This window comes from Providencia sp. PROV223 (genome assembly GCF_028479245.1).
Lineage (GTDB): Bacteria > Pseudomonadota > Gammaproteobacteria > Enterobacterales > Enterobacteriaceae > Providencia > Providencia rettgeri.
Genome location: NZ_JAMPNG010000002.1, coordinates 265,451 through 283,567, shown reverse-complemented (window position 1 = coordinate 283,567; position 18,117 = coordinate 265,451). Strand labels below are relative to the sequence as shown.

At 43.7% G+C, this 18,117-nt stretch carries 16 protein-coding genes; 6 read left to right on the top strand and 10 right to left on the bottom strand.

What is annotated here, in order from left to right; all coding sequences use genetic code 11:
• Positions 1–2 precede the first annotated feature (2 nt).
• The 10 genes from PR767_RS04085 to PR767_RS04040 form a co-directional block, all read right to left on the bottom strand.
• On the bottom strand, positions 3–851 hold the full coding sequence (locus PR767_RS04085; protein WP_272519931.1) for a hypothetical protein: 849 nt from the start codon (positions 849–851) through the stop codon (positions 3–5).
• A 10-nt stretch (positions 852–861) separates the two neighbouring features.
• Positions 862–5,148 carry a hypothetical protein gene (locus PR767_RS04080; protein ID WP_272519930.1) on the bottom strand — a complete coding sequence of 1,429 codons (4,287 nt, stop codon included), beginning with the start codon at positions 5,146–5,148 and terminating at the stop codon, positions 862–864.
• Positions 5,145–6,431, bottom strand: a complete 1,287-nt coding sequence (locus PR767_RS04075) for a hypothetical protein (RefSeq protein ID WP_272519929.1) — start codon at positions 6,429–6,431, stop codon at positions 5,145–5,147. The genes PR767_RS04080 and PR767_RS04075 overlap by 4 nt, the downstream gene beginning before the upstream one ends.
• A 17-nt stretch (positions 6,432–6,448) precedes the next feature.
• Positions 6,449–7,996, bottom strand: a complete 1,548-nt coding sequence (locus PR767_RS04070; protein WP_272519928.1) for a restriction endonuclease subunit S — start codon at positions 7,994–7,996, stop codon at positions 6,449–6,451.
• Between the two features lie 2 nt (positions 7,997–7,998).
• Positions 7,999–10,152 (bottom strand): HsdM family class I SAM-dependent methyltransferase, encoded by a 2,154-nt coding sequence (locus PR767_RS04065; protein ID WP_272519927.1) that lies wholly within the window; start codon positions 10,150–10,152, stop codon positions 7,999–8,001.
• 62 nt (positions 10,153–10,214) lie between these two features.
• A complete protein-coding gene (locus tag PR767_RS04060; RefSeq protein ID WP_214214369.1) occupies positions 10,215–10,568 on the bottom strand; it encodes a hypothetical protein in 354 nt (117 codons plus the stop codon).
• A 244-nt stretch (positions 10,569–10,812) separates the two neighbouring features.
• Positions 10,813–11,727 (bottom strand): restriction endonuclease, encoded by a 915-nt coding sequence (locus tag PR767_RS04055; RefSeq protein WP_196554296.1) that lies wholly within the window; start codon positions 11,725–11,727, stop codon positions 10,813–10,815.
• Between the two features lie 439 nt (positions 11,728–12,166).
• The gene (locus PR767_RS04050; RefSeq protein ID WP_272519926.1) at positions 12,167–12,463 is read right to left on the bottom strand and encodes a hypothetical protein; all 297 of its coding nucleotides are present in this window, start codon (positions 12,461–12,463) and stop codon (positions 12,167–12,169) included.
• 119 nt (positions 12,464–12,582) lie between these two features.
• Complete coding sequence (locus tag PR767_RS04045) at positions 12,583–12,792, bottom strand: helix-turn-helix transcriptional regulator (protein WP_272519925.1); 210 nt, start codon at positions 12,790–12,792, stop codon at positions 12,583–12,585.
• A gap of 105 nt (positions 12,793–12,897) precedes the next feature.
• The gene (locus PR767_RS04040) at positions 12,898–13,485 is read right to left on the bottom strand and encodes an inovirus Gp2 family protein (RefSeq protein ID WP_272519924.1); all 588 of its coding nucleotides are present in this window, start codon (positions 13,483–13,485) and stop codon (positions 12,898–12,900) included.
• A 489-nt stretch (positions 13,486–13,974) separates the two neighbouring features.
• On the opposite strand from PR767_RS04040, the gene PR767_RS04035 reads away from it, so the two are divergent.
• From PR767_RS04035 to PR767_RS04010, 6 genes are all read left to right on the top strand, one after another.
• Positions 13,975–14,742, top strand: a complete 768-nt coding sequence (locus PR767_RS04035; RefSeq protein WP_272519923.1) for a hypothetical protein — start codon at positions 13,975–13,977, stop codon at positions 14,740–14,742.
• A gap of 52 nt (positions 14,743–14,794) precedes the next feature.
• The gene (locus PR767_RS04030; RefSeq protein WP_272519922.1) at positions 14,795–15,658 is read left to right on the top strand and encodes a GTPase family protein; all 864 of its coding nucleotides are present in this window, start codon (positions 14,795–14,797) and stop codon (positions 15,656–15,658) included.
• Between the two features lie 91 nt (positions 15,659–15,749).
• Entirely contained in the window at positions 15,750–16,175 is a 426-nt protein-coding gene (locus tag PR767_RS04025) for an antirestriction protein (RefSeq protein WP_272519921.1), read from the top strand.
• A 14-nt stretch (positions 16,176–16,189) separates the two neighbouring features.
• The gene (locus PR767_RS04020; protein ID WP_272519920.1) at positions 16,190–17,026 is read left to right on the top strand and encodes a DUF932 domain-containing protein; all 837 of its coding nucleotides are present in this window, start codon (positions 16,190–16,192) and stop codon (positions 17,024–17,026) included.
• Between the two features lie 210 nt (positions 17,027–17,236).
• The gene (locus tag PR767_RS04015; protein ID WP_272519919.1) at positions 17,237–17,944 is read left to right on the top strand and encodes a helix-turn-helix transcriptional regulator; all 708 of its coding nucleotides are present in this window, start codon (positions 17,237–17,239) and stop codon (positions 17,942–17,944) included.
• Positions 17,941–18,117 (top strand): hypothetical protein, encoded by a 177-nt coding sequence (locus PR767_RS04010; protein WP_272519918.1) that lies wholly within the window; start codon positions 17,941–17,943, stop codon positions 18,115–18,117. Before PR767_RS04015 ends, PR767_RS04010 begins: the two co-directional genes overlap by 4 nt.

The window sequence follows — 18,117 nt, the reverse complement described above, 5'->3', positions numbered from 1 at the left end:
GTTTATAGCGTTCCTGTGTGTAGCTGCTCGCTAAGTAATGGGGCATAAGCCCAATATTGCGAGGCTTGTAGGCATGTTTTACCGGTAGCTGTTATGCCCGCGTCGTCGATAAAATCGTGCTGCCGCAACATCTCACCCCGCTTGACAATATCAAGGCTATTAACATCAAACATCAGCTTAACCGCATTATGCTCAGACAACGCTTGTAAGCTCATGCCACTTCCAGCGTAGAGTAGTAGCAATACAACCAGATCGTGCTTATCTGGTGTGTAGTCAGTTGATGGCGCTTTAGGTTTGATTATTCGTTCAGCAATGCCTGCATGGTCCACAAACCAATTCAACCAGCTCACCAGGATCTCACTATGATCGAGTAAAGTCAGCGACCACAAAGGTAACGTGGTAAAGGCTAATAGCCCACTGTTGCTGTGTTTTCGTATGTAGCGGGTATGCACTACATCACCGGCCTGGTGCTGGTAGCGATCTGCGCTGCCAGTAAAGCCAGCAATAGCCTGGTCTGTTTCACTGGCTAGCAAAGCGGTTAGCCCCGGTTCCTGCACCCTCAAGCTCGCTGGTACTAACTGCCAATCCAGTTGGGAGGGCAATTGCGCTAATAAGGTAAATTGTTCAGCTTTCAGGTTTATTACCAAAGCGGTACAACCTGCCTGCATAGCCCAGTGATACAGGTGCTGAATAGTATTAGCGTCAGTCAACTCTTCTGCTTGCGCTATTAACAAACCGCTGGCAGGCGGCGAGCTAATCCAATCCTTCGTTAAGGGAGTAGCCTCCGCAACAGTTTGCAAAAAACGGCCTTTACGATTACTGGCCAGTGCCGCAGATAAATAAAGACTCATCGCGTCACCTCTATAAACCAGTGGCAAAGGTAAGGCGCATTTTTACAATGCCTTTGTCTACAAGTCCTTTCTGTTGCTCAGGTGTTAACACGGGTTCCTGATTTTGGCTCAAAGCCTGATAAATCGGTTGCCAATCCGCCAGTGTTAAGCCTGTATCTTTTAATATTTGCTCACCTTGACTCTGCCATTTGGCTTGGGTGCTTTCACACACCTGTTGAAGTTCTCTAACACTCAAATTGCTCACATCCTCCAGAGTCAACGCTGCTGGTTCCGCTTGCTTTTGAGAAGCCAATAGCGGTTTTAATAACGGCAGCCAGCTGTTTACTTGCTCAATGCAGTTGCGTCTTACTTGGTTTAGACGCTCTTCAATTTTAAGTAGCTGGCCTTGAATCGGTGTAAGTTGACCGCGTGCCGGTTTTAAAAGCTCTTCTGGTAAATCCCGTAACGATGAAAACTGCCCATTGCGCAAACTGTTTTGCATACTTTGACGCTTGCTCTCGGCATCGTTGGGGAGATCGGCAATAGCATCTTCAATTAGCTGTAATTTCATTACCAGTTTTGGTAGCTCTGCAATGTCATCGGTGAACTGATACTCAGCCGTGGCGCTACTAAGCCATTCTTGCAGTTGTTGTGCACGTAGTTTTTGCTCTGTGAGGTTATTAACCAGCTTACTAAATCGTTCTTTGCAGTTGCGGTAGCTGGACAAAATATGCCCCTGAATCTCCGCTATCGGCAACTGTTGATCACTGTGCAGGTTTAAACCCACTTCTTGCGCTAAGGCTGAAAGCTTGTCTTGCGCTTTACCTAAATCGAGTTTACGCAGGTAATGCAGTAAGGTATCGCTGTCTGCTTGCTGCTCTTTTCGGCCAGTTGCACTGCTGGTATCGTCTTTTAACGCTCCGTCTAAAATATGACCTATGGTGCGCAGCGTGTTGGTGTACAGACGTTTCGGGAAATTCGTCAGCGGGGCACACTCTGTTTCAACATCTATGATTAAATCAGCGAGTCGGTTGTTGATACGCTCAGCGCTGCGCTCAACAAACTCGGCAAATAAACAGGCCTGTTCAATCCGTTGATAAAGCGAGGTCGTTTTGTCTTCTAAGCTGAGAATATGGGCATCTTTTAGCATAGGCCTGGAACTATTAAGCGGTTTAACCTTTGCTACCAGCTCCAGCACTTCAGCACGTTTGTGGATAAGCCCTGCCAATACTTTCGTGTCGTTGGCCTCGACCATATCAGCCAGTTGTTCTTCTTGTTGTTTGAGCACGTTAAATAGCGATTGTGCTTTTTCCAGCTGCTCTTTAGCTTCCACGGTGACGAAACCCAGCTTATTTTTACCCAGTGGCGCGAACATTTCATTAATGCGTGCATAACCATACACGTGGCTCATGACTTCCACATTGGCTGTGTAGCTGCCCATATCGTTACCAAGGAACCAGTTTTGCGCTTCCCTAATGGAATTTTCTAAGCGGGAGCGCGGGTAGTGCTCCCAAATTGCCTGTTTTTCTGTTGGATTGGTTAAAGTGAGTAAGTTCAGCTCTCCACACCACCACATCCAGTCATTAAACACGCCTTTGGCGGTAATACTCGTTTCAGCCACATAGGCGAAATAAAACTGTTGCTTAAAGCCTTCGAATTGCCACTTGTGCTTTTTATTAGGGTGAGCAATACGGGCTAAAAATAATGGGATCTGCGCCTGGCTTCGCTGCACATTATTAAGTTCAGTAAATAGCCCGGCATGTTCATCGGCCGTGTAACCTTTGGCAATATAGCTGCCCGGCACCTTAAGTTTATCCAACAAGCTGCTCAGCTCATTCACTGGTACGCCGTGTTGCTGTTGTAAATCGAGAATGCCATTTAACTCAGGGTGAGCAATGGCCAGCTGATACCAGCCTTTAAACAACAGGTCTCGGTCATTCGGTGATAATTTACCATCTACTTTTAACGGCCAGGCAATTAAACCGCGCTGCTGTAAACGTTGGCGCCACTTGTGAATGGCATCTGTGGCAAAAGTTGTCAAGGCATGCAGCTTGTTTTTGAATTTCGCGGTAAAGCTGTCGGCAGTTAAATTCACGCCGTGCAACTGGCATGCTGCCAAACTTAAGCCAATACGCTCTAACTGGTCTGCTTCGCTTGGGTTGACATAATGCAGCAGTATCGCATCACGCAACTCATTTCTTTCATCCAGTCGGCTGTATTGCTCCATGAGATGTGCAGATGCGGTTAACGCTAATACTGGAGTGCGACCATTTTGGTGGCTGTGGTTTGCCGCAAAGGAGTGAAGATTGTTCAGCTCAATTAGGTTACTGACCCAGGCAAACAAGGCTTTACCTTCTGGGTGAAGCTTAAATCCATCCAGGGTAAGTAAACCACCCTGGCGGCCACGGGACTCGGTTAAAATGGCCAGAGGTGCATCGTCGCTACCCGCTTTATTACTCAGCAAGTTTTCATCATAGGTCCAGTTATTATCCAGTAATCTCACAAAGCCAGTTACACGGGCTAATGCCTTGATGAGCGGCTTCTGGCTACTTTGTTTGCTAAGTTCAGCCATAGCCTGTTCATGACTATCACCCATGGCGGGATCTTTAAAAATCAATGAATTTTGCTGGGCGCTGCGATAGCGCAAATCCAGGCGCAGCAACATAGCCACACTGGGACCAATATGGGTTGCTTCGCTGGCGTCCAGTTCGGTAGTTTCGCCTACTAATTTATGCCATAAGGCATCGGTGGCAAATTCAATCGCTGGGTGGTCGTACAGTAAGCTGAGCAAGTATTTAAACTCACCTTTTGACAGTGGCAGTAATACTGCGCCTTTATCACCGCTTGCGGCTTGTTCTTTAATCGAAAAAGTACGCAGGTTATCCAGCAAGGTATCTAAGCTCAGCGCCTGATCTACTGCTGGATAGTACCATTCGTCTTTATCGCGGCGGAATTTGGCTTGCTCCAGGGCTTGTCGGCACTGTAGGCGATCAAGGCTCAGTTTGCGGTAATGAGCGGCAATTGGTTCCAAATCTTCGTTTTTCAGTGCCAGTATTTTTGTTGCATGGCTCACTTCAGTTAAGCGCACGGGCAATTGGCCGTAGAGCAAACTACGGCATTCGGCCAATAGTGCCTGGTCGCGGGTTTGAATGCCTTCTATCGCGCCTTTATCCAGCACATTCCTGGCTACTCGGCCAGAACCTGCCAGCACAGCTTCAAATAAATCGCCCACATCCTTAATACTACGGCCTGCTTCTTGGTATTGACTCAGCACCGCATCCACATTGGCCATGACCACGTTAAACCAACCGAAGTTGGCACCACTCATGGCGTAAGCAGCTTCAACTAAACCAGACGGGTAATTAAAACCCAGCTTGCCGTCTTTTAAGAGGCTTGCCACATAGTCCGATACATCGGCAAAGGCGTTGTGTTCAAGCTCCACTAACTCAAAGCGGCGCGCGACCGATTGAATTTCGCGCAATTGCTGGCCAAGCAGGGGTGAACACAGTGCCACATAGCGCAACCATGGAAGTTTACGGCGCGGGTCTTCTTCTTTGATTGCTTTACCAATCAGGCGAATGGCCTGGCCATCGAGGCGTTTGTCTTGTTCGTCTTCCAGGCCAAAGGTGGCGGCTTCGGCCACGGTTTCCAGCTCGTCCAGTACCACCAACATATACTGCACGCCAAAGCTCTTTAATACCTGGTAGGCTGCTTGTACCAAACTTACTACCAGGGTTTGGTCGGTATAGAGAGCTTCTTCACTGTGGTTGGCGTTCAGCTGTAAGGCATCTGCTAACAGTTCGGCTTTAAAGCCAAATGGCATTAAGCGCTCATAGGCTTGTTTGGCTATTTCACTTTGAATCGATCCATCAAAGGCTTGCGTGGCCAGTGGTAATAGCGCCTGATATAAACCAAAAGCAAACCAGTTATCCGAGTTTTGATAATCTGATGCCACTTGCGAGTAGCGAATATAGAGCGCCAGGTATTTATCTTGTGCGTCGCGATTAAACAGCTGCTTATCGTGAAGTTGGCCTTGTTCATCGCGGACAAACCAGCCCCTGGAACAGTCGTTGATTTGTGCGACCAATTCATGGCCTAAACGTGATTTACCCCGGCCCCATTCGGCTTCGACGGCAAACACATGGGCAAAGCGATCATCGTCGTGATCTACCGTATGCAAAAAGGTTTGAAAGCGTTTAAAAAAGCGGCTCTGGCCAACTAACGGGTCGCGAGGTGGGTAATCTGATACGCCCGTCGCCGCCCAGCGATGTTGTTTTGCCAGGCTATCAACCATCTGTTCGTTTAATTCAAAACTCATAACGACGATCCTTGAAGGTTTATTCTATTGGCGGCGCGTTTTTGATTGGCATAGCAGTTCTGCGCCAGTTGCTTAATGGCCCGTTGTAAAGTTTGGCTTTTGTAGCTAAATAGCGGTGCTAACGGCAGGCTGTAGCAGGCATCGCTAAAGCTTGCGTGAATTCTATAGTGGCCGGATTCGCCACGACCCGCCTCGGTAAATTGCCAGATTTTTTGTGCCAGCAATTCAGCAATGAATGAGCTTAGGACGCGGTTTAGGCGGTTGATGCTTTCTGTGTTCGCATCGAGAGCCGGGTAGAGGGTGATATTGAGCTCACCGAGCAGAAGCACAAGAAACTCAGCCAAACTGCCCAGGCTCACCTCATCACCTTCAACGCCTTGTACCGCCACATTTATTTGACCGGGTGCAAAGGCATTTTGCCTGGCAGGTAAGGTGAGCAACAAGCCGCCACGTTGCTCGGCAGCCCAGGCATCTTGCACAAAGATAATGAGACTGAGTAAAAATAACCAGGGCTGTTGGGCGAATAGCTCGGTAAGCGGCACGTTGTCATGACCTGAGCGGGACACCAATAACCAATCGGCATTAGGTTTCAGATCATGTTCATTTAGCAAGGTATTGGGGAGTGCTAACAAACGCCCGCTACACCAATTGTTTGCAAGTTGCTTTGCGGTTACATCCACCGCTTGTATAGGTGCGGGTGGTTCATTTTGTTCACTTACGGTAAATAGGGTATGGCAGGTGCGCAAAATACGGCATAGAGCGGGAATGGCAGCGTTTTCTTTTAGGCTATGGCCGAGTAAATCGCGTTCGGTTTGCGCCAATGGGCCTGCAATAATTTGTGGTGAGGAGTCTGAGTTTTCCAACAGGGCTAAGACCCATTCACTGGCATTGCCCAGTTGCTGAATGAGTTTAACCAATACCATTGTGTCATTCATCGCGCCTGCTTCCTGGCAGCGAGCGGCGGCTAAATTTATCCAATGTTGGCGAACATCTGGGGTTAAGCCCAACAACGCTAATTGCCATTCACCTGGCTGACTTAAATCGTTAAAGGCATCAAGCAATGGTACAGTGAGGCTATAGGCGCTAACGATATCACTTTCAGCGTCGTTCTTTTTCGTCTGTATTATTGGTTGTAGCAGTGACCTAAGGGCAGGCACAGCCGCCAATAACAAAGCTGCTTTACTGGCGATTAAACCGCCTTGCTGCCAAAGCTGCAGGCAGAGGTTAAGTGCCGCTTTGCTATTTAAGGTGTCGTTATTTTGCCTAGTTATAATGCTGTCCATGCCCCTTGTCACCATCTTTACTCTTCAGCCTCCGCTTGCGCCGCCTCTTCCAGCAAACTGTATAACTCATCCACATCGCTAAATAGCGGTGTGGCACCTTCAATGGCATAACCCTCAGCACTTAGTTTACTTAAAATCGCCTGATCTAAGCTGTTGTCGCCATCTTCCAGGGCTTGTTGGGCCTGGATTAATTGTTGCTCGGTCAGTTGGCCTTCGATCAGGGCTTCGACCAGGGTTTTAGCTGTGTTTGCTAGTAATTTAGACAGATTTACAGCACTTATCTGCTCGAACAGTAGTTGCTGTATCTCGTTCTGAAACTCCTGTGATGCTTTCCAAATAGCAATTGAACTCAACTCTTCAATGTTTATATTCAACTGTACAGCACCATTTTCTAGCCTTCGAAATTGTTGTTGACCTACCCATGAATTCAAGTACCAACTCACATAGGCAGGTAAATATAACTTATTTGAGAGTGTGCATTTTATAATGAAAGAACCATACCAATATTTCGCATACTCTGAAGTCACGTGAGCTGCTACTCCGACAGTACCACTTCGGGTTATTAATATATCATCCTCTTCGATGCAGTAATTATTGCCCTCATCTTCTAGCGATCTATTTAGATAAACTATGTCGTCTTTGTTAATTCTGTTAGGTGACAAAGCATTGCCTCGAATGAAAGGCAATCCATCAGTGTTTACGTAATTTGCAGCAATAGACGCGCCATATTTAAATTTCGAGCAAATACTACCAAGGCTTTCAAAGTCGTCGGTGAATTGAGCATAAAGATCGAGGTGTTTGTTAGCATAGTAACGAGCATCTAATCTATTTTCTGTTAGGTACGATAGGGTAGCCTTTGAGTGTTTGGCTTCTCTGACAACATGCTTTGAGATAGGTATTTGATTTTCGAGCAATGCTAATCTTACTTCTAGCCGCTTCGCCCAAGCGCGCAATTTCTCGGCTTGGCGAACTTTATCCCCGATGTATTTTTGAGCTTTTTCTTTAAACTCAATAACAGGAATTGAGTACAATGCATCTTTAGCAATGTAGTTAATAATTGTATTGCTGGTTAGACGGTTCTTTAGGATCTGTCCGTGTTTCGATTTTAAAAATGCGAGCAGATAATGTGAATCTACTCTTTTAGGGTCCAAGGTCGCTTTATACAAAGACCCGCTTATCATCAAATTCTTTGGGAACGCCGAAGGGACAATACCTACTTTTGATACATTGCCTTTAACTTCGACTAAAATCTCGCCAGCTTTACCTAATCCTTTTGGATATTGATCTTTGTAGTACAGAGGAAGTTTATCAGTATCTTCGAAATTGATTGAACCATTGGCATCAATTTGCGTTGGGGATAAAAACGGAAGTACCTCAGAATTTTTTAATCCGTTAATAGAATCTGTACCGTGGTAAACAACTCGATAGCCTTCATCAACCAGGTTCCCAAAAGTTGTAACCTTACCTTTGGTTTCCATCTTCTTCAACGTACTCAATGCTGCCGGGTTATAGTATTCAGCATCTAGCCGATCATCGATTTCTTGTAAAACTCGGACGTTGTACATAACTATTCATCCCGCTTATAAGCAGAAACAATCTTATCCAGATCGTTGGTAACACCGGCGTTATAGTCTTCTATGTTGTTTTTCACCACATAACCCAATGTTTCCGCCACCGCCATAAATACGTCGGTTTGTGGCTCGGGCAAAAATTGCTCTGGCTGCCTGGGGTTACCATGGCGTTTTTGTAAATACAAAATCGAGGTTTTGGCGCATGTGCCGGAGAGTTTAAAGCAGTCGCTCGGCAATGAAATTACCGCTTTTACAATGGCTTTACCGCCAACAAACTCGCCGGTTTTTTCGTCTTTTTTCCCCATGATGTACTCACGTACATAACGGTCACCGGAGTTACATAAAATACCATCGGGCAGCACTATTAACAGACGGCCACCGGGTTTAAGCAGTTGCAGGCAGCGGTCGATAAATAGCACAGCCGGATCAATGGTGGCACCGACCGGTTGCCAGTTGCCCTTGCTGTCGGGTTTACTGCCGAGTGCTAGTCCTCCGGTTGTTGGCTGCAGGCTGTAAAACGGTTTTTTATCTGTACCACCCGTTTTGCGTAAATCGGTACGATAACCCGCCCATTTAGGTTCGCCGTTGTCATCCAGCTCTAAATCGCCAGTATCTTGCCACTTCATTTTTACATGGTCGTACCAAGCGTTGTAGCTATCAACGACTTTTTGGGTTGGACGAAAACCACCGAGAACTTGCTCCATATTGGCTTCGTAATTGGCTTTTGAGTTTTGACCATTTTTGCCTTTATCAAATTTAGGCGTGCCGAACGGCGGGTTGGTGCAAATTAAGTCAAAGCTATTGGGCTTCAGAGCGTTAGTGGTGAGTGAGTTGTCGGTATAGAAAATCTGAGCTTTGGGGGCTCCTTGTAATGCCATATTCACGCGGGCCAGCATCACCATGCGCGGTGCAGCATCGGCACCGGTAAATGCACAATCGCGTAATTTTTGTTTCAATGATTCTTTTTTATCGTCGGCCAGCACCAGCTTAAAATCGATCCATTTATCAATCTGGCTTAACGCCACCGAGCCGAAACCAAAGGAGCCACAGGTTGGGTCGCAGAAACGAAAATCGCCATTGGCTAAGCTCGACCGCATTTCATCGTCATCGTCGATGTCGTGCATAGCAATTTCTAGCATGGCCTGTTTTACTGGGTTAGGTGTTAAATAAACGCCAAGGCCACCTTTGGATTCAAAGTTGGCACGCAGGAATACATCAAACACTCTGCCGAGTAAATCTCCTGACACATCAGCCAGCGTGCCGTGTTCTTTAGCGATTTTGCCATCGTTGGTTTTTACCGGCCCCAGGTTTTGTATTGCTTCCAGCAAATCCTGATAGTTTTTCGCAACAGACAGGCGCAGGTGTGTTTCTTTACTAAAGATGGGATTACGTGAGCCATCATCTGAGATCACAACGTAGTTTTCGTGGTTTTTAAATTCCTCAAAGGCGGCTTTGATTTGGGCAACGGCTTTATCGCCGTGGCTCTCCACATATTGCCAATCAAAGACATCACGAAAACGCAGGGTATTTCCCTCATCATCTTTAAAGGTAAGGTCTTCATCGTGATGCACGCGGAAAGTTTCTAAAAACAGAAGCTTAGCTACTTCCTCAATAATGTCATTCTTGTCGTTTACCTTGTCTTTGGTAACGCGGTAAACATTTTCATGGAAGGCATCAAATCGCTGCATTAAGCGTGTATAAACACGCATCGACCAGCGAAAGGTTGGATCACGCTCCATGCGATCAACGCTACGTAATTCTTCCAGACTTGGCAGGGTATCTGCACCGTGGGTACCGTCAGAACCATCGGCACCGAACAAGGCCAAAATACGTTGGTTCATGCCATCGTCCACAACGGCAAATACTGGCCAGTCACCTTCGATATCGCTTAACAGCTGGTAGGCTAAATCATCAAACTTTGCAGTGTCAGCGGCGTATTCCCAATGGCCTTCTGCCAGCGCAATCAACATGACCGGTGGCGTTAAGTTGCCTTCAACCAAGCCTTGAATCAGACCCGCCTTCGCGAATTCATGTTCGGGTAATCCGACCAATGGCTGAGTAAACTCGGAGTGCTGTTTGACCAGTTTATTGAACAGTGCTTCTAGCTGCTGTTGCGGGTCTTGTTTTTTTGCTTTTGCTTCTTTTGCCATTTGGCCTTCTTACTTTACTTTAGTAATGCAAATGATTGATAGTGCTAGTCTATCAGCAATGATTAATTTACCAATACCAGTAGGGGACCTTTAACCTCTAATTGCATGTGATTTTGTACTAATCTGCGTATTTGTTGCTCACTGGTCGTAATACCAGCTGGAAGTTTTTTCAGTACTTGCGTTAAAGGCATTCGTCCACCAGCATTTTGCAGTAGCGACATCAAATGCTCTGTAATATCATAAGTTATCTGATCAGTTGTATTGTGTTCTTTGGATAGAGATAATGACGCCAGCCAAAGCGTTACTTGAGTATGACTGAAACCTAGTGATTGCCACAATGTGATATTATCATTGAATATAGTTGTAACATTTTTAGGTGTTAATTTGAGTTGTGAGATTAGTTGACTAATTTCCATGAGCACATTCCAAGTAAGGCCATCTATATCAAATCGTAAAGCTGTTCTAAGTATTTTTTCAGAAAGAGCTCTACATCATCATCTGGTCCACGTTAATTCTTATTTTTTTAGTCCATACAGGTCAGTATTTTGTTTTACTAATACTTGACGCATTTTATGTTAGTAGTCTAGCATGTCAATTCATTAGGTTAATTTATGAGTTTTAGCTATTAAGCTTAGGATAGAAATAATTGAATCAATATCACTACTCAAAATAATCCATATCCAGCTTTGGTAACTTAATAACTTGTGAACTAACACCTATCTCATTATCCATCATTAGGTTAACTAAGCGGTTACCATCAATAAGAACTAATCCCTCAACGGATTTAGCAAAATCAATCGCATGAGCGGTATAGCCAGAGGTAGTAATAAAAATGCCACGTTTGGCTTTTTGCCCTGCAAGAGCGCCATAAAAGGCTTGTAAGTCAGGGCGACCTACGGTGCCTTGCCAGCGTTTTGCTTGTACATAAATTCGTTCTAACCCAAGTTTGTCTAACGAAATGATCCCATCAATCCCACCGTCACCTGTACCGCCAACTCGTTGTAAATCATCACGATGACTGCCATAACCTAATTTATGTAGAACATCTAATACAATGAATTCGAAGCGGGTAGGGGATATTTGAAGTAAATTTGCCAGTAAATCAATGGCGACAGATTCACGAATTTCTTTCAGTGCATCATTTAAGCGATCATCAGGGCTGCGGGCTTGCGAAGGTGTGTCTGAATCTATTTGTGTATCTTCATCGAGTAGAACAGCATCAGGATTCGTTTTAAGTTTTATGTTCATAAAGTCAAAAGCTAAGTGATTAACTTGATCTTTACTCAGAGGGAATGGGTTATTTTTAATCCATTCTAAGCCACTCTCCGTTAAGCACCACTTTCCTCGAGATAGGCTTTGTGAAAGCCCAGCTCGTTTTAACCTGTCATGAGCCCAACCAGCACGGTTTTTATAGACTAATTGACCACTTGAAATCAGTTCAGAGCGCTGGTCGTCATCTAACCCCAGAATGTCTGCAGCACCTTCATGAACATCTTTGGCAGCAATACCTTCAGGGTGATGTTTTAAAAACCTTAGTACAGGCTCAATAAATTTATCGTAGGTTGGAACTGTCATGGAAACCTTCTATAAGAGATACTTAACATGAATTTCTATACTATGGCATTTAACATCATGGATGTTAAGTTAGACATTGGATATTTAATTGTGTGTAACTCTCATATCCAGAATTTATGTAAAGTCATGCATAAAATATCAAAATGTTTCCAACTACCTTGAGTTTATTATTAGCAATGATATAAACCTATTTTCATTATTGTTGATTAATTGAAAGAAAAATGTCGTTTGTGGATGTTAAGTAATACATTAGCATCCATTATCCTTGTATCCTTGGTTTTCAATTTGCTAGCCAATGATCAACTTCACCAGCTGTTCTTCAGTTTTCGTCTTCAGGATATTTAGCCAATTATCTAACGGGAAACCCAGCATTAAATCATACCAGCACAGTCACATCAGTTTGGGATGTAGTTCAGGATTATTGAATTGGTTAAACAGACTAATCAGTTTGTTGGCAAATGGACGTTGCCCAAACGTTCTCGTTGAGAAAGATACCCTTGAGCATCGGATGGTATCTTAGCAGGCGGTTATCGACGATTAATCTGACATCCATATCAGTTTGAACAGATAATGGCTCAGAAAGCGTTGTACTGTGCATTAAGCGGTACAGGCATCTGGGGATGACAGCGGGTACGCTGTCGGTATCAGGAAAGCGTATATCAGCTATCACTAGCTGGTGACTATTTTCGATAGGAATGGCACATTCCTGGATAAACCGCGAGTTTAGTAAAGTCATCCAGCCAGCCTTGGTAGTAGAATAGCTATGCCTCATGGGGAACATGATACTTTTTAATGGTTGAAGTTTCTGTGTGAGTTAATGTTGCGGTTGGTACGGAAAGGGGAATGGTACGATGGTTATGCTCTGGATTCGGCAATACGTGTTTGTAACCAATCTTCAACCTCGCTCTTTAACCAACGAGAGCTACGCCCTAATTTTATCGGTTTAGGAAACTCCCCATCTTGGATCAATTTATAAAACCATTTATCAGTTAATCCAGTTAAACGGGTTATAAATTTCATATCAACGCATTGGTCATCTAATAAGGGAATCGCTTGAGTGCTCATTATTGAACTCCTGTCTTTAAAGTTAAAAGGCAGAAGGGATATCGATAAGTGTTTAGGGATATCTCTCTTCCAAAAGATATCCCCCTCATGTTTTTTATTGGTAGATTAACGGCTACATCCAAAAGAACGCTCACCATCACCATAATATTTTGTATGTTCTTTGGCTAAGTAACGACAGCGTTGGTTTAATTCGAATATCGCACTTTCATTGTTGGCATTATTGTTATCTAGCCAAGTAACAGCGTTATCTGGGATATGAACTAAATAACGCTCCGTAGAGTAGTTAACACCAATTGCACTACACCATGCTTGTTGTACTAATGCATAAAGCGTTCCTTCCGCTCTAGTGTAATCACCTAAACTCCAATAGACGTCCTTATTGACTAGCAGCAACAAGTGATAGTGTTTCCTGCGATTGATTTCACCAAACTCTCTCACCCAAACATAAGATAAGGGGCATGAATAGTTGCGATCCCATACTTTATTTTTACGTTTAAGGTCTGCATCTATTTTGGCTTTTAGGGATTCAATGAAACGAGTTATGACAGTTGAATCCTCATGGTAACAAGTTGTCGATGATGGGAAGCGTAAATCGACGCGAATAGCTGTGACACGATTATAGGTTAATAGTGATTTACGGACTGTTCGGTCTATCTGACGAAGATAGTCCTCATTGTAGGTATAACTAGACATGATTTATTCCTTAAGGTTTTTTAAGTCATATCTAGTTCGATGGATGTAAAAAATAGATAAGTTAGTCAAAATTGCTTGAGTGATCTTTAGGTCTATAAAATGCCATTCTTACTCTATTAAATATATAACTATACCAGCACCGTTTTTACACACAGAAGTCCTGCTTGCCAGAGGCTCAGTGACTCATCTCATTAAAAAGTACTCTGATATTAATTTTCTAACGCGAAATGGATAACAGCGTCACTTTCACAATATTAGAATTATTTTTTTAGTATGCTTATCAATAAAAACAGCACTATTGTATTAGTATAAGCCTAATAATCTATGTATAACCCTTTAAAATTAAGGAATGAAAGAACATGAATATCACGATTAAATCATGAATAAAAATGTATTTTAATTAGCTATTTATTAGTGATTTTAATAGTTTTTTATTACCATATAATAAAATAATCATCATATTTTAATTGATAAAAAAATGAGGCTTTCATGACGATGAGTTATTCATATATAGAGAACGAAATTTATGGTTATATGAGAAAGAATAAAGTTTTTTGTTACCTCATATGGCGTGTGTTGAGCAACAGCAAAGACGCTAATTTTTATATGTTTAAAATACGAAACTACTTAACAGATCTCACAGTTAAGGACGACTTTAGTAGTGTTATAAAAACAGTAACGAACGGTTTTTTTGATAAGAAATTTATTTTTGCACCGAAGAGTCATGAAGGGCGATATGTAGAATCTATTGAATATATTAACTTTGTTGTAGCTAGGCTTAATGCTTTTCAATACTCAGATTATGTTACTGATATATATAGTATGCTTGACTACTTAAGAAATGACGTAATTAAGAAAACCTGCCATTACAAGTACTTTGATTGGTTAAAACCATCCGATATAAAAATGTGCAAGTGGGTCTATAACTATCTGGTCAAAAGTAAAGCATTGACTAAAACCGAATATCAGGATAGTGAAGAGCTTTATCTTTACATTGTGACTGGTTTTTATTTATGGCAATCACCCCAAGATGAAAAAGATAAGCGCTATAAAAAATTACTCCTAGCTCGAAATGAGCGAAAACACAGAACAACTACTCAATCAAAAGGTTCGGTAAGGCCAAAAAAAACACCGAAAGATATTCAACTTTCAGCAGAGGCAAGAACTAAATTGACAGAGTTAGCCCTTAACTATGGTGTACCCGCGTCGGAGTGGTTAAATAGCTTCATTATTGATGAATATGAAAAAATGAAATAAATTTCAAATATATATCATCTATGCGAACTTAACATATATTAAGGTTGCAACGATGAATAAACTCGAAAATCATTTTCTTTTCCTCCCTAAAGGGGCTAAGGATGTGTTTTTATCCCATTTGAATAAACTTATCAATTACTCCCCCACCATAGGTCTGATGGGTAAAACAGGAGCTGGAAAATCCAGCTTAATCAATGCCCTATTCCAATCCCAACTATCGCCTGTGAGTAATGTCTCTGGCTGCACACGCCAAGCTCAACGCTTCAGTATAACAATGAGCAACCATAACCTCACTTTTGTAGATTTACCTGGTGTGGGTGAAAGTATCGAACGTGATAAAGAGTACCACCAGCTCTACCGTAACTTATTGCCAGAGCTGGATTTAATCATTTGGGTACTCAAAGCCGATGATAGGGCATGGTCTTCTGATGAACAGTGTTATCGCTTTCTCACTGAGCAATGTGGTTATCAACCAAACCGCTTTCTATTTGTGTTGAACCAAGCCGACAAAATAGAGCCCTGCCGCCAATGGGATGAACAGTGCCACCAGCCATCCCCTGAACAAGCGGTTAACTTAGAATTGAAACAACAAGCTGTGATAACAGCATTTAAACCGCATCATCCAGTGATGACGGTTTCTGCGGCAGAAGGTTTTCAGCTCACTGAATTAGCAGAGCAATTAATACAGGCGTTACCGGCGAAAGCCAGTAGCGGTGTGGCTAGGCAACTGAATAACACTTACCGGACACAATCCGTGGAAGACTCAGCACGTAACGATTTTGGGCAATGTGTTAGTGATATCGTCGATACACTGATAGACATCCTTCCCCTGCCTGTCTTGATAAAAAGCACGATTGGTACAGTCAAAAAGAGCATCGTTTCCGTCGCTAAATCCCTGTGGAGCCTATTCTTTTAACCTCCTACGTTAACTCATTATTCATCACTCTCAGCGCCAGTCCTTAACAGGATTGGCGCTTTTTTATTTCTTTTTATTGGAGTATCAACTTATGAATCATTCAACCGAATCCACTATTGCAGTGACTCTCGTTCCCGATGAACAACGCCTTGATTTTTGGTTCAACCATTTTGGTGCAGTTAAAGGCTGGGCTACTTTTGAGATAGTGACCTTCACTACGATGGGACAGTTTTGTGAGGCCTATAACGGCGGCTATTGGGAATATTGCACCCTCTCCAATGGTGGGGCGTTTATTTATCCGGATATATCAAAAGAGGTACTAACCTTATTCAACATGCACAACGGCAATGAAGCCACGGTGAGCCAAGAAGCGGCAGGGATTGCTGTGTGTCTGATCCTGTACAGCATCTGGTCATTCCAAACAGAAAGCGAAGTGATGTGCGACCGCTTTTATCAGCTGCGTGACTACGCTTCACAACATCCCGAGTCCTCTGCCATTTTCCACTTAATTGATTAATCCGGAGTTTTATCATGAGTTTATTAGCTTCGCGTTTTGGCTCTGCTAACAGTATTCGCCGTGACCGTCCACTCACCATCGAAGAGTTATTCCGTACTGTACCGAGTGTATTTTCTGAAGAGAAGCACGATTCCCGCAGTGAACGCTATACCTACATCCCGACCATTACCTTGTTAGATAGCCTGCAAAAAGAAGGCTTCTATCCGTTCTTTGCCTGCCAAACTCGGGTGCGTGATATCAGCCGTCGAGAGCACACCAAGCATATGTTGAGGCTGCGTCGTCATGACCAAATCACGGGCGTACAAGTCCCTGAAATTATTTTGCTCAATAGCCATGATGGCTCAAGCAGTTATCAGATGTTGCCGGGACTCTTTAGAGCCGTGTGCTCCAACGGTTTGGTGTGCGGTGATGTATTAGGGGAAGTGCGTGTCCCCCATAAAGGGGATGTGGTGGGTAAAGTGATTGAAGGAGCCTATGAGGTACTCGATACGTTTGAGCAGGTCGCTGAAAAACGCGAAAGTATGCAGTCGTTATTGCTACCTCCACCCGCCCAGCAAGCCTTTGCTGAAGCGGCGTTGACCTACCGCTTTGGTGAAGAGTTCCAGCCCGTCACACGAAATCAAGTTCTACAACCTCGACGCTTTGAAGATAAAAAAGAAGACCTCTGGACGGTGTACCAACGTCTACAAGAAAACCTGATTAAAGGAGGATTATCAGGCAGAACCGCAAAAGGTAAACGCGCTCGCACTCGTGCAGTCAATGGTATTGATGGTGATATCAAACTCAATAAAGCCCTGTGGGTGATGGCGGATACCTTATTTAACCAATTCGCCCCTTGCCAGCCCAACTAATTTTCCCGCCCTGACAGGTTGTGTCGTTACGCGTTGCTTTCTTATCGTTTAAATAAAAAGCATAACTTTATTTATCAAATAATTAGATATAGCCATTTTTCATTAAAAAGCCCAATGAGAATTTTTCCCAACAGACATAACCTGTCAATCCCCTAAGTTAAACTCCTTCCTTCTTAATTTCCTAACGTCTGTTATTGAGAGCAATACGTTATGTTTCAGACCAACCGAAAATATGACCGCATGGCTGTGCGACTCTCTGCGTTGATTGCCCGCTTAATGGCAGGAGAAAGCCTTGTTCTCTCATGTTTAGCCCAAGAATTCAATGTTTCTGAACGCACGTTACAACGGGATTTACGTGAACGCTTGGCTTATCTGGGTGTAGAAGGGCGGCAAGGTTGTTATCGCTTGCCCATCAATACGCTAAAAGCTTATCGAGACAAAGATGTTCTTACCTTTGTGAAACAGATTGGGATGACCCGGTTGTTTCCGGGGCTAGACAGTCGCTTACTCGGGTTACTGTTAACCCAGCAGCCCCATGCACCTTGTTTAATTTGGCACCACGCCCATAAGATTTCGGCTTTACATGCAAACCATTTCTATCAATTGGTGTATGCCATTACCAGTAAGCAATCTATTAGTCTACTCACGCCTGAGCGTCGTTTTAATCCACTACAACCCTATCAACTGATTTACCGTGAAGGACAGTGGTATTTACTAGCGGAATATCACCAGCAAGTACATGTCTTGTTGTTAGAGGATATCCAGCAAGTTCAACCACTCAATACCCCCTTCACACCGAAGCACGCAGTGATGCAATTGTCACAACAAAACAGTTTTATTGCAGCCTTACCGCATTTTCGATTGATATCACAATTACTTACCTCTCTTCCATCACACAAAGAAAGGAGCCGATCATGACGTTACTAACCCCTCCAGCATCGCATCCCACACATTGCCCTCACTGTTCTTCTGAGAAAGACATCATTGCATGGGGTACGGGCTGGATGTGCCGTGATTGCGGTCACGAATGGGCCATGCCTATTCAAAATAACCATTACATCGTGAATTCATCATCACATAAGGAAGCATAA

What these genes read in the sequence shown, in the direction of transcription:
- PR767_RS04085 (WP_272519931.1), bottom strand. Translation starts at nt 851, where the DNA reads ATGAGTCTTTATTTATCTGCGGCACTGGCCAGTAATCGTAAAGGCCGT.
- PR767_RS04080 (WP_272519930.1), bottom strand. Translation starts at nt 5,148, where the DNA reads ATGAGTTTTGAATTAAACGAACAGATGGTTGATAGCCTGGCAAAACAA.
- PR767_RS04075 (WP_272519929.1), bottom strand. Translation starts at nt 6,431, where the DNA reads ATGGACAGCATTATAACTAGGCAAAATAACGACACCTTAAATAGCAAA.
- PR767_RS04070 (WP_272519928.1), bottom strand. Translation starts at nt 7,996, where the DNA reads ATGTACAACGTCCGAGTTTTACAAGAAATCGATGATCGGCTAGATGCT.
- PR767_RS04065 (WP_272519927.1), bottom strand. Translation starts at nt 10,152, where the DNA reads ATGGCAAAAGAAGCAAAAGCAAAAAAACAAGACCCGCAACAGCAGCTA.
- PR767_RS04060 (WP_214214369.1), bottom strand. Translation starts at nt 10,568, where the DNA reads ATGGAAATTAGTCAACTAATCTCACAACTCAAATTAACACCTAAAAAT.
- PR767_RS04055 (WP_196554296.1), bottom strand. Translation starts at nt 11,727, where the DNA reads ATGACAGTTCCAACCTACGATAAATTTATTGAGCCTGTACTAAGGTTT.
- PR767_RS04050 (WP_272519926.1), bottom strand. Translation starts at nt 12,463, where the DNA reads ATGACTTTACTAAACTCGCGGTTTATCCAGGAATGTGCCATTCCTATC.
- PR767_RS04045 (WP_272519925.1), bottom strand. Translation starts at nt 12,792, where the DNA reads ATGAGCACTCAAGCGATTCCCTTATTAGATGACCAATGCGTTGATATG.
- PR767_RS04040 (WP_272519924.1), bottom strand. Translation starts at nt 13,485, where the DNA reads ATGTCTAGTTATACCTACAATGAGGACTATCTTCGTCAGATAGACCGA.
- PR767_RS04035 (WP_272519923.1), top strand. Translation starts at nt 13,975, where the DNA reads ATGACGATGAGTTATTCATATATAGAGAACGAAATTTATGGTTATATG.
- PR767_RS04030 (WP_272519922.1), top strand. Translation starts at nt 14,795, where the DNA reads ATGAATAAACTCGAAAATCATTTTCTTTTCCTCCCTAAAGGGGCTAAG.
- PR767_RS04025 (WP_272519921.1), top strand. Translation starts at nt 15,750, where the DNA reads ATGAATCATTCAACCGAATCCACTATTGCAGTGACTCTCGTTCCCGAT.
- PR767_RS04020 (WP_272519920.1), top strand. Translation starts at nt 16,190, where the DNA reads ATGAGTTTATTAGCTTCGCGTTTTGGCTCTGCTAACAGTATTCGCCGT.
- PR767_RS04015 (WP_272519919.1), top strand. Translation starts at nt 17,237, where the DNA reads ATGTTTCAGACCAACCGAAAATATGACCGCATGGCTGTGCGACTCTCT.
- PR767_RS04010 (WP_272519918.1), top strand. Translation starts at nt 17,941, where the DNA reads ATGACGTTACTAACCCCTCCAGCATCGCATCCCACACATTGCCCTCAC.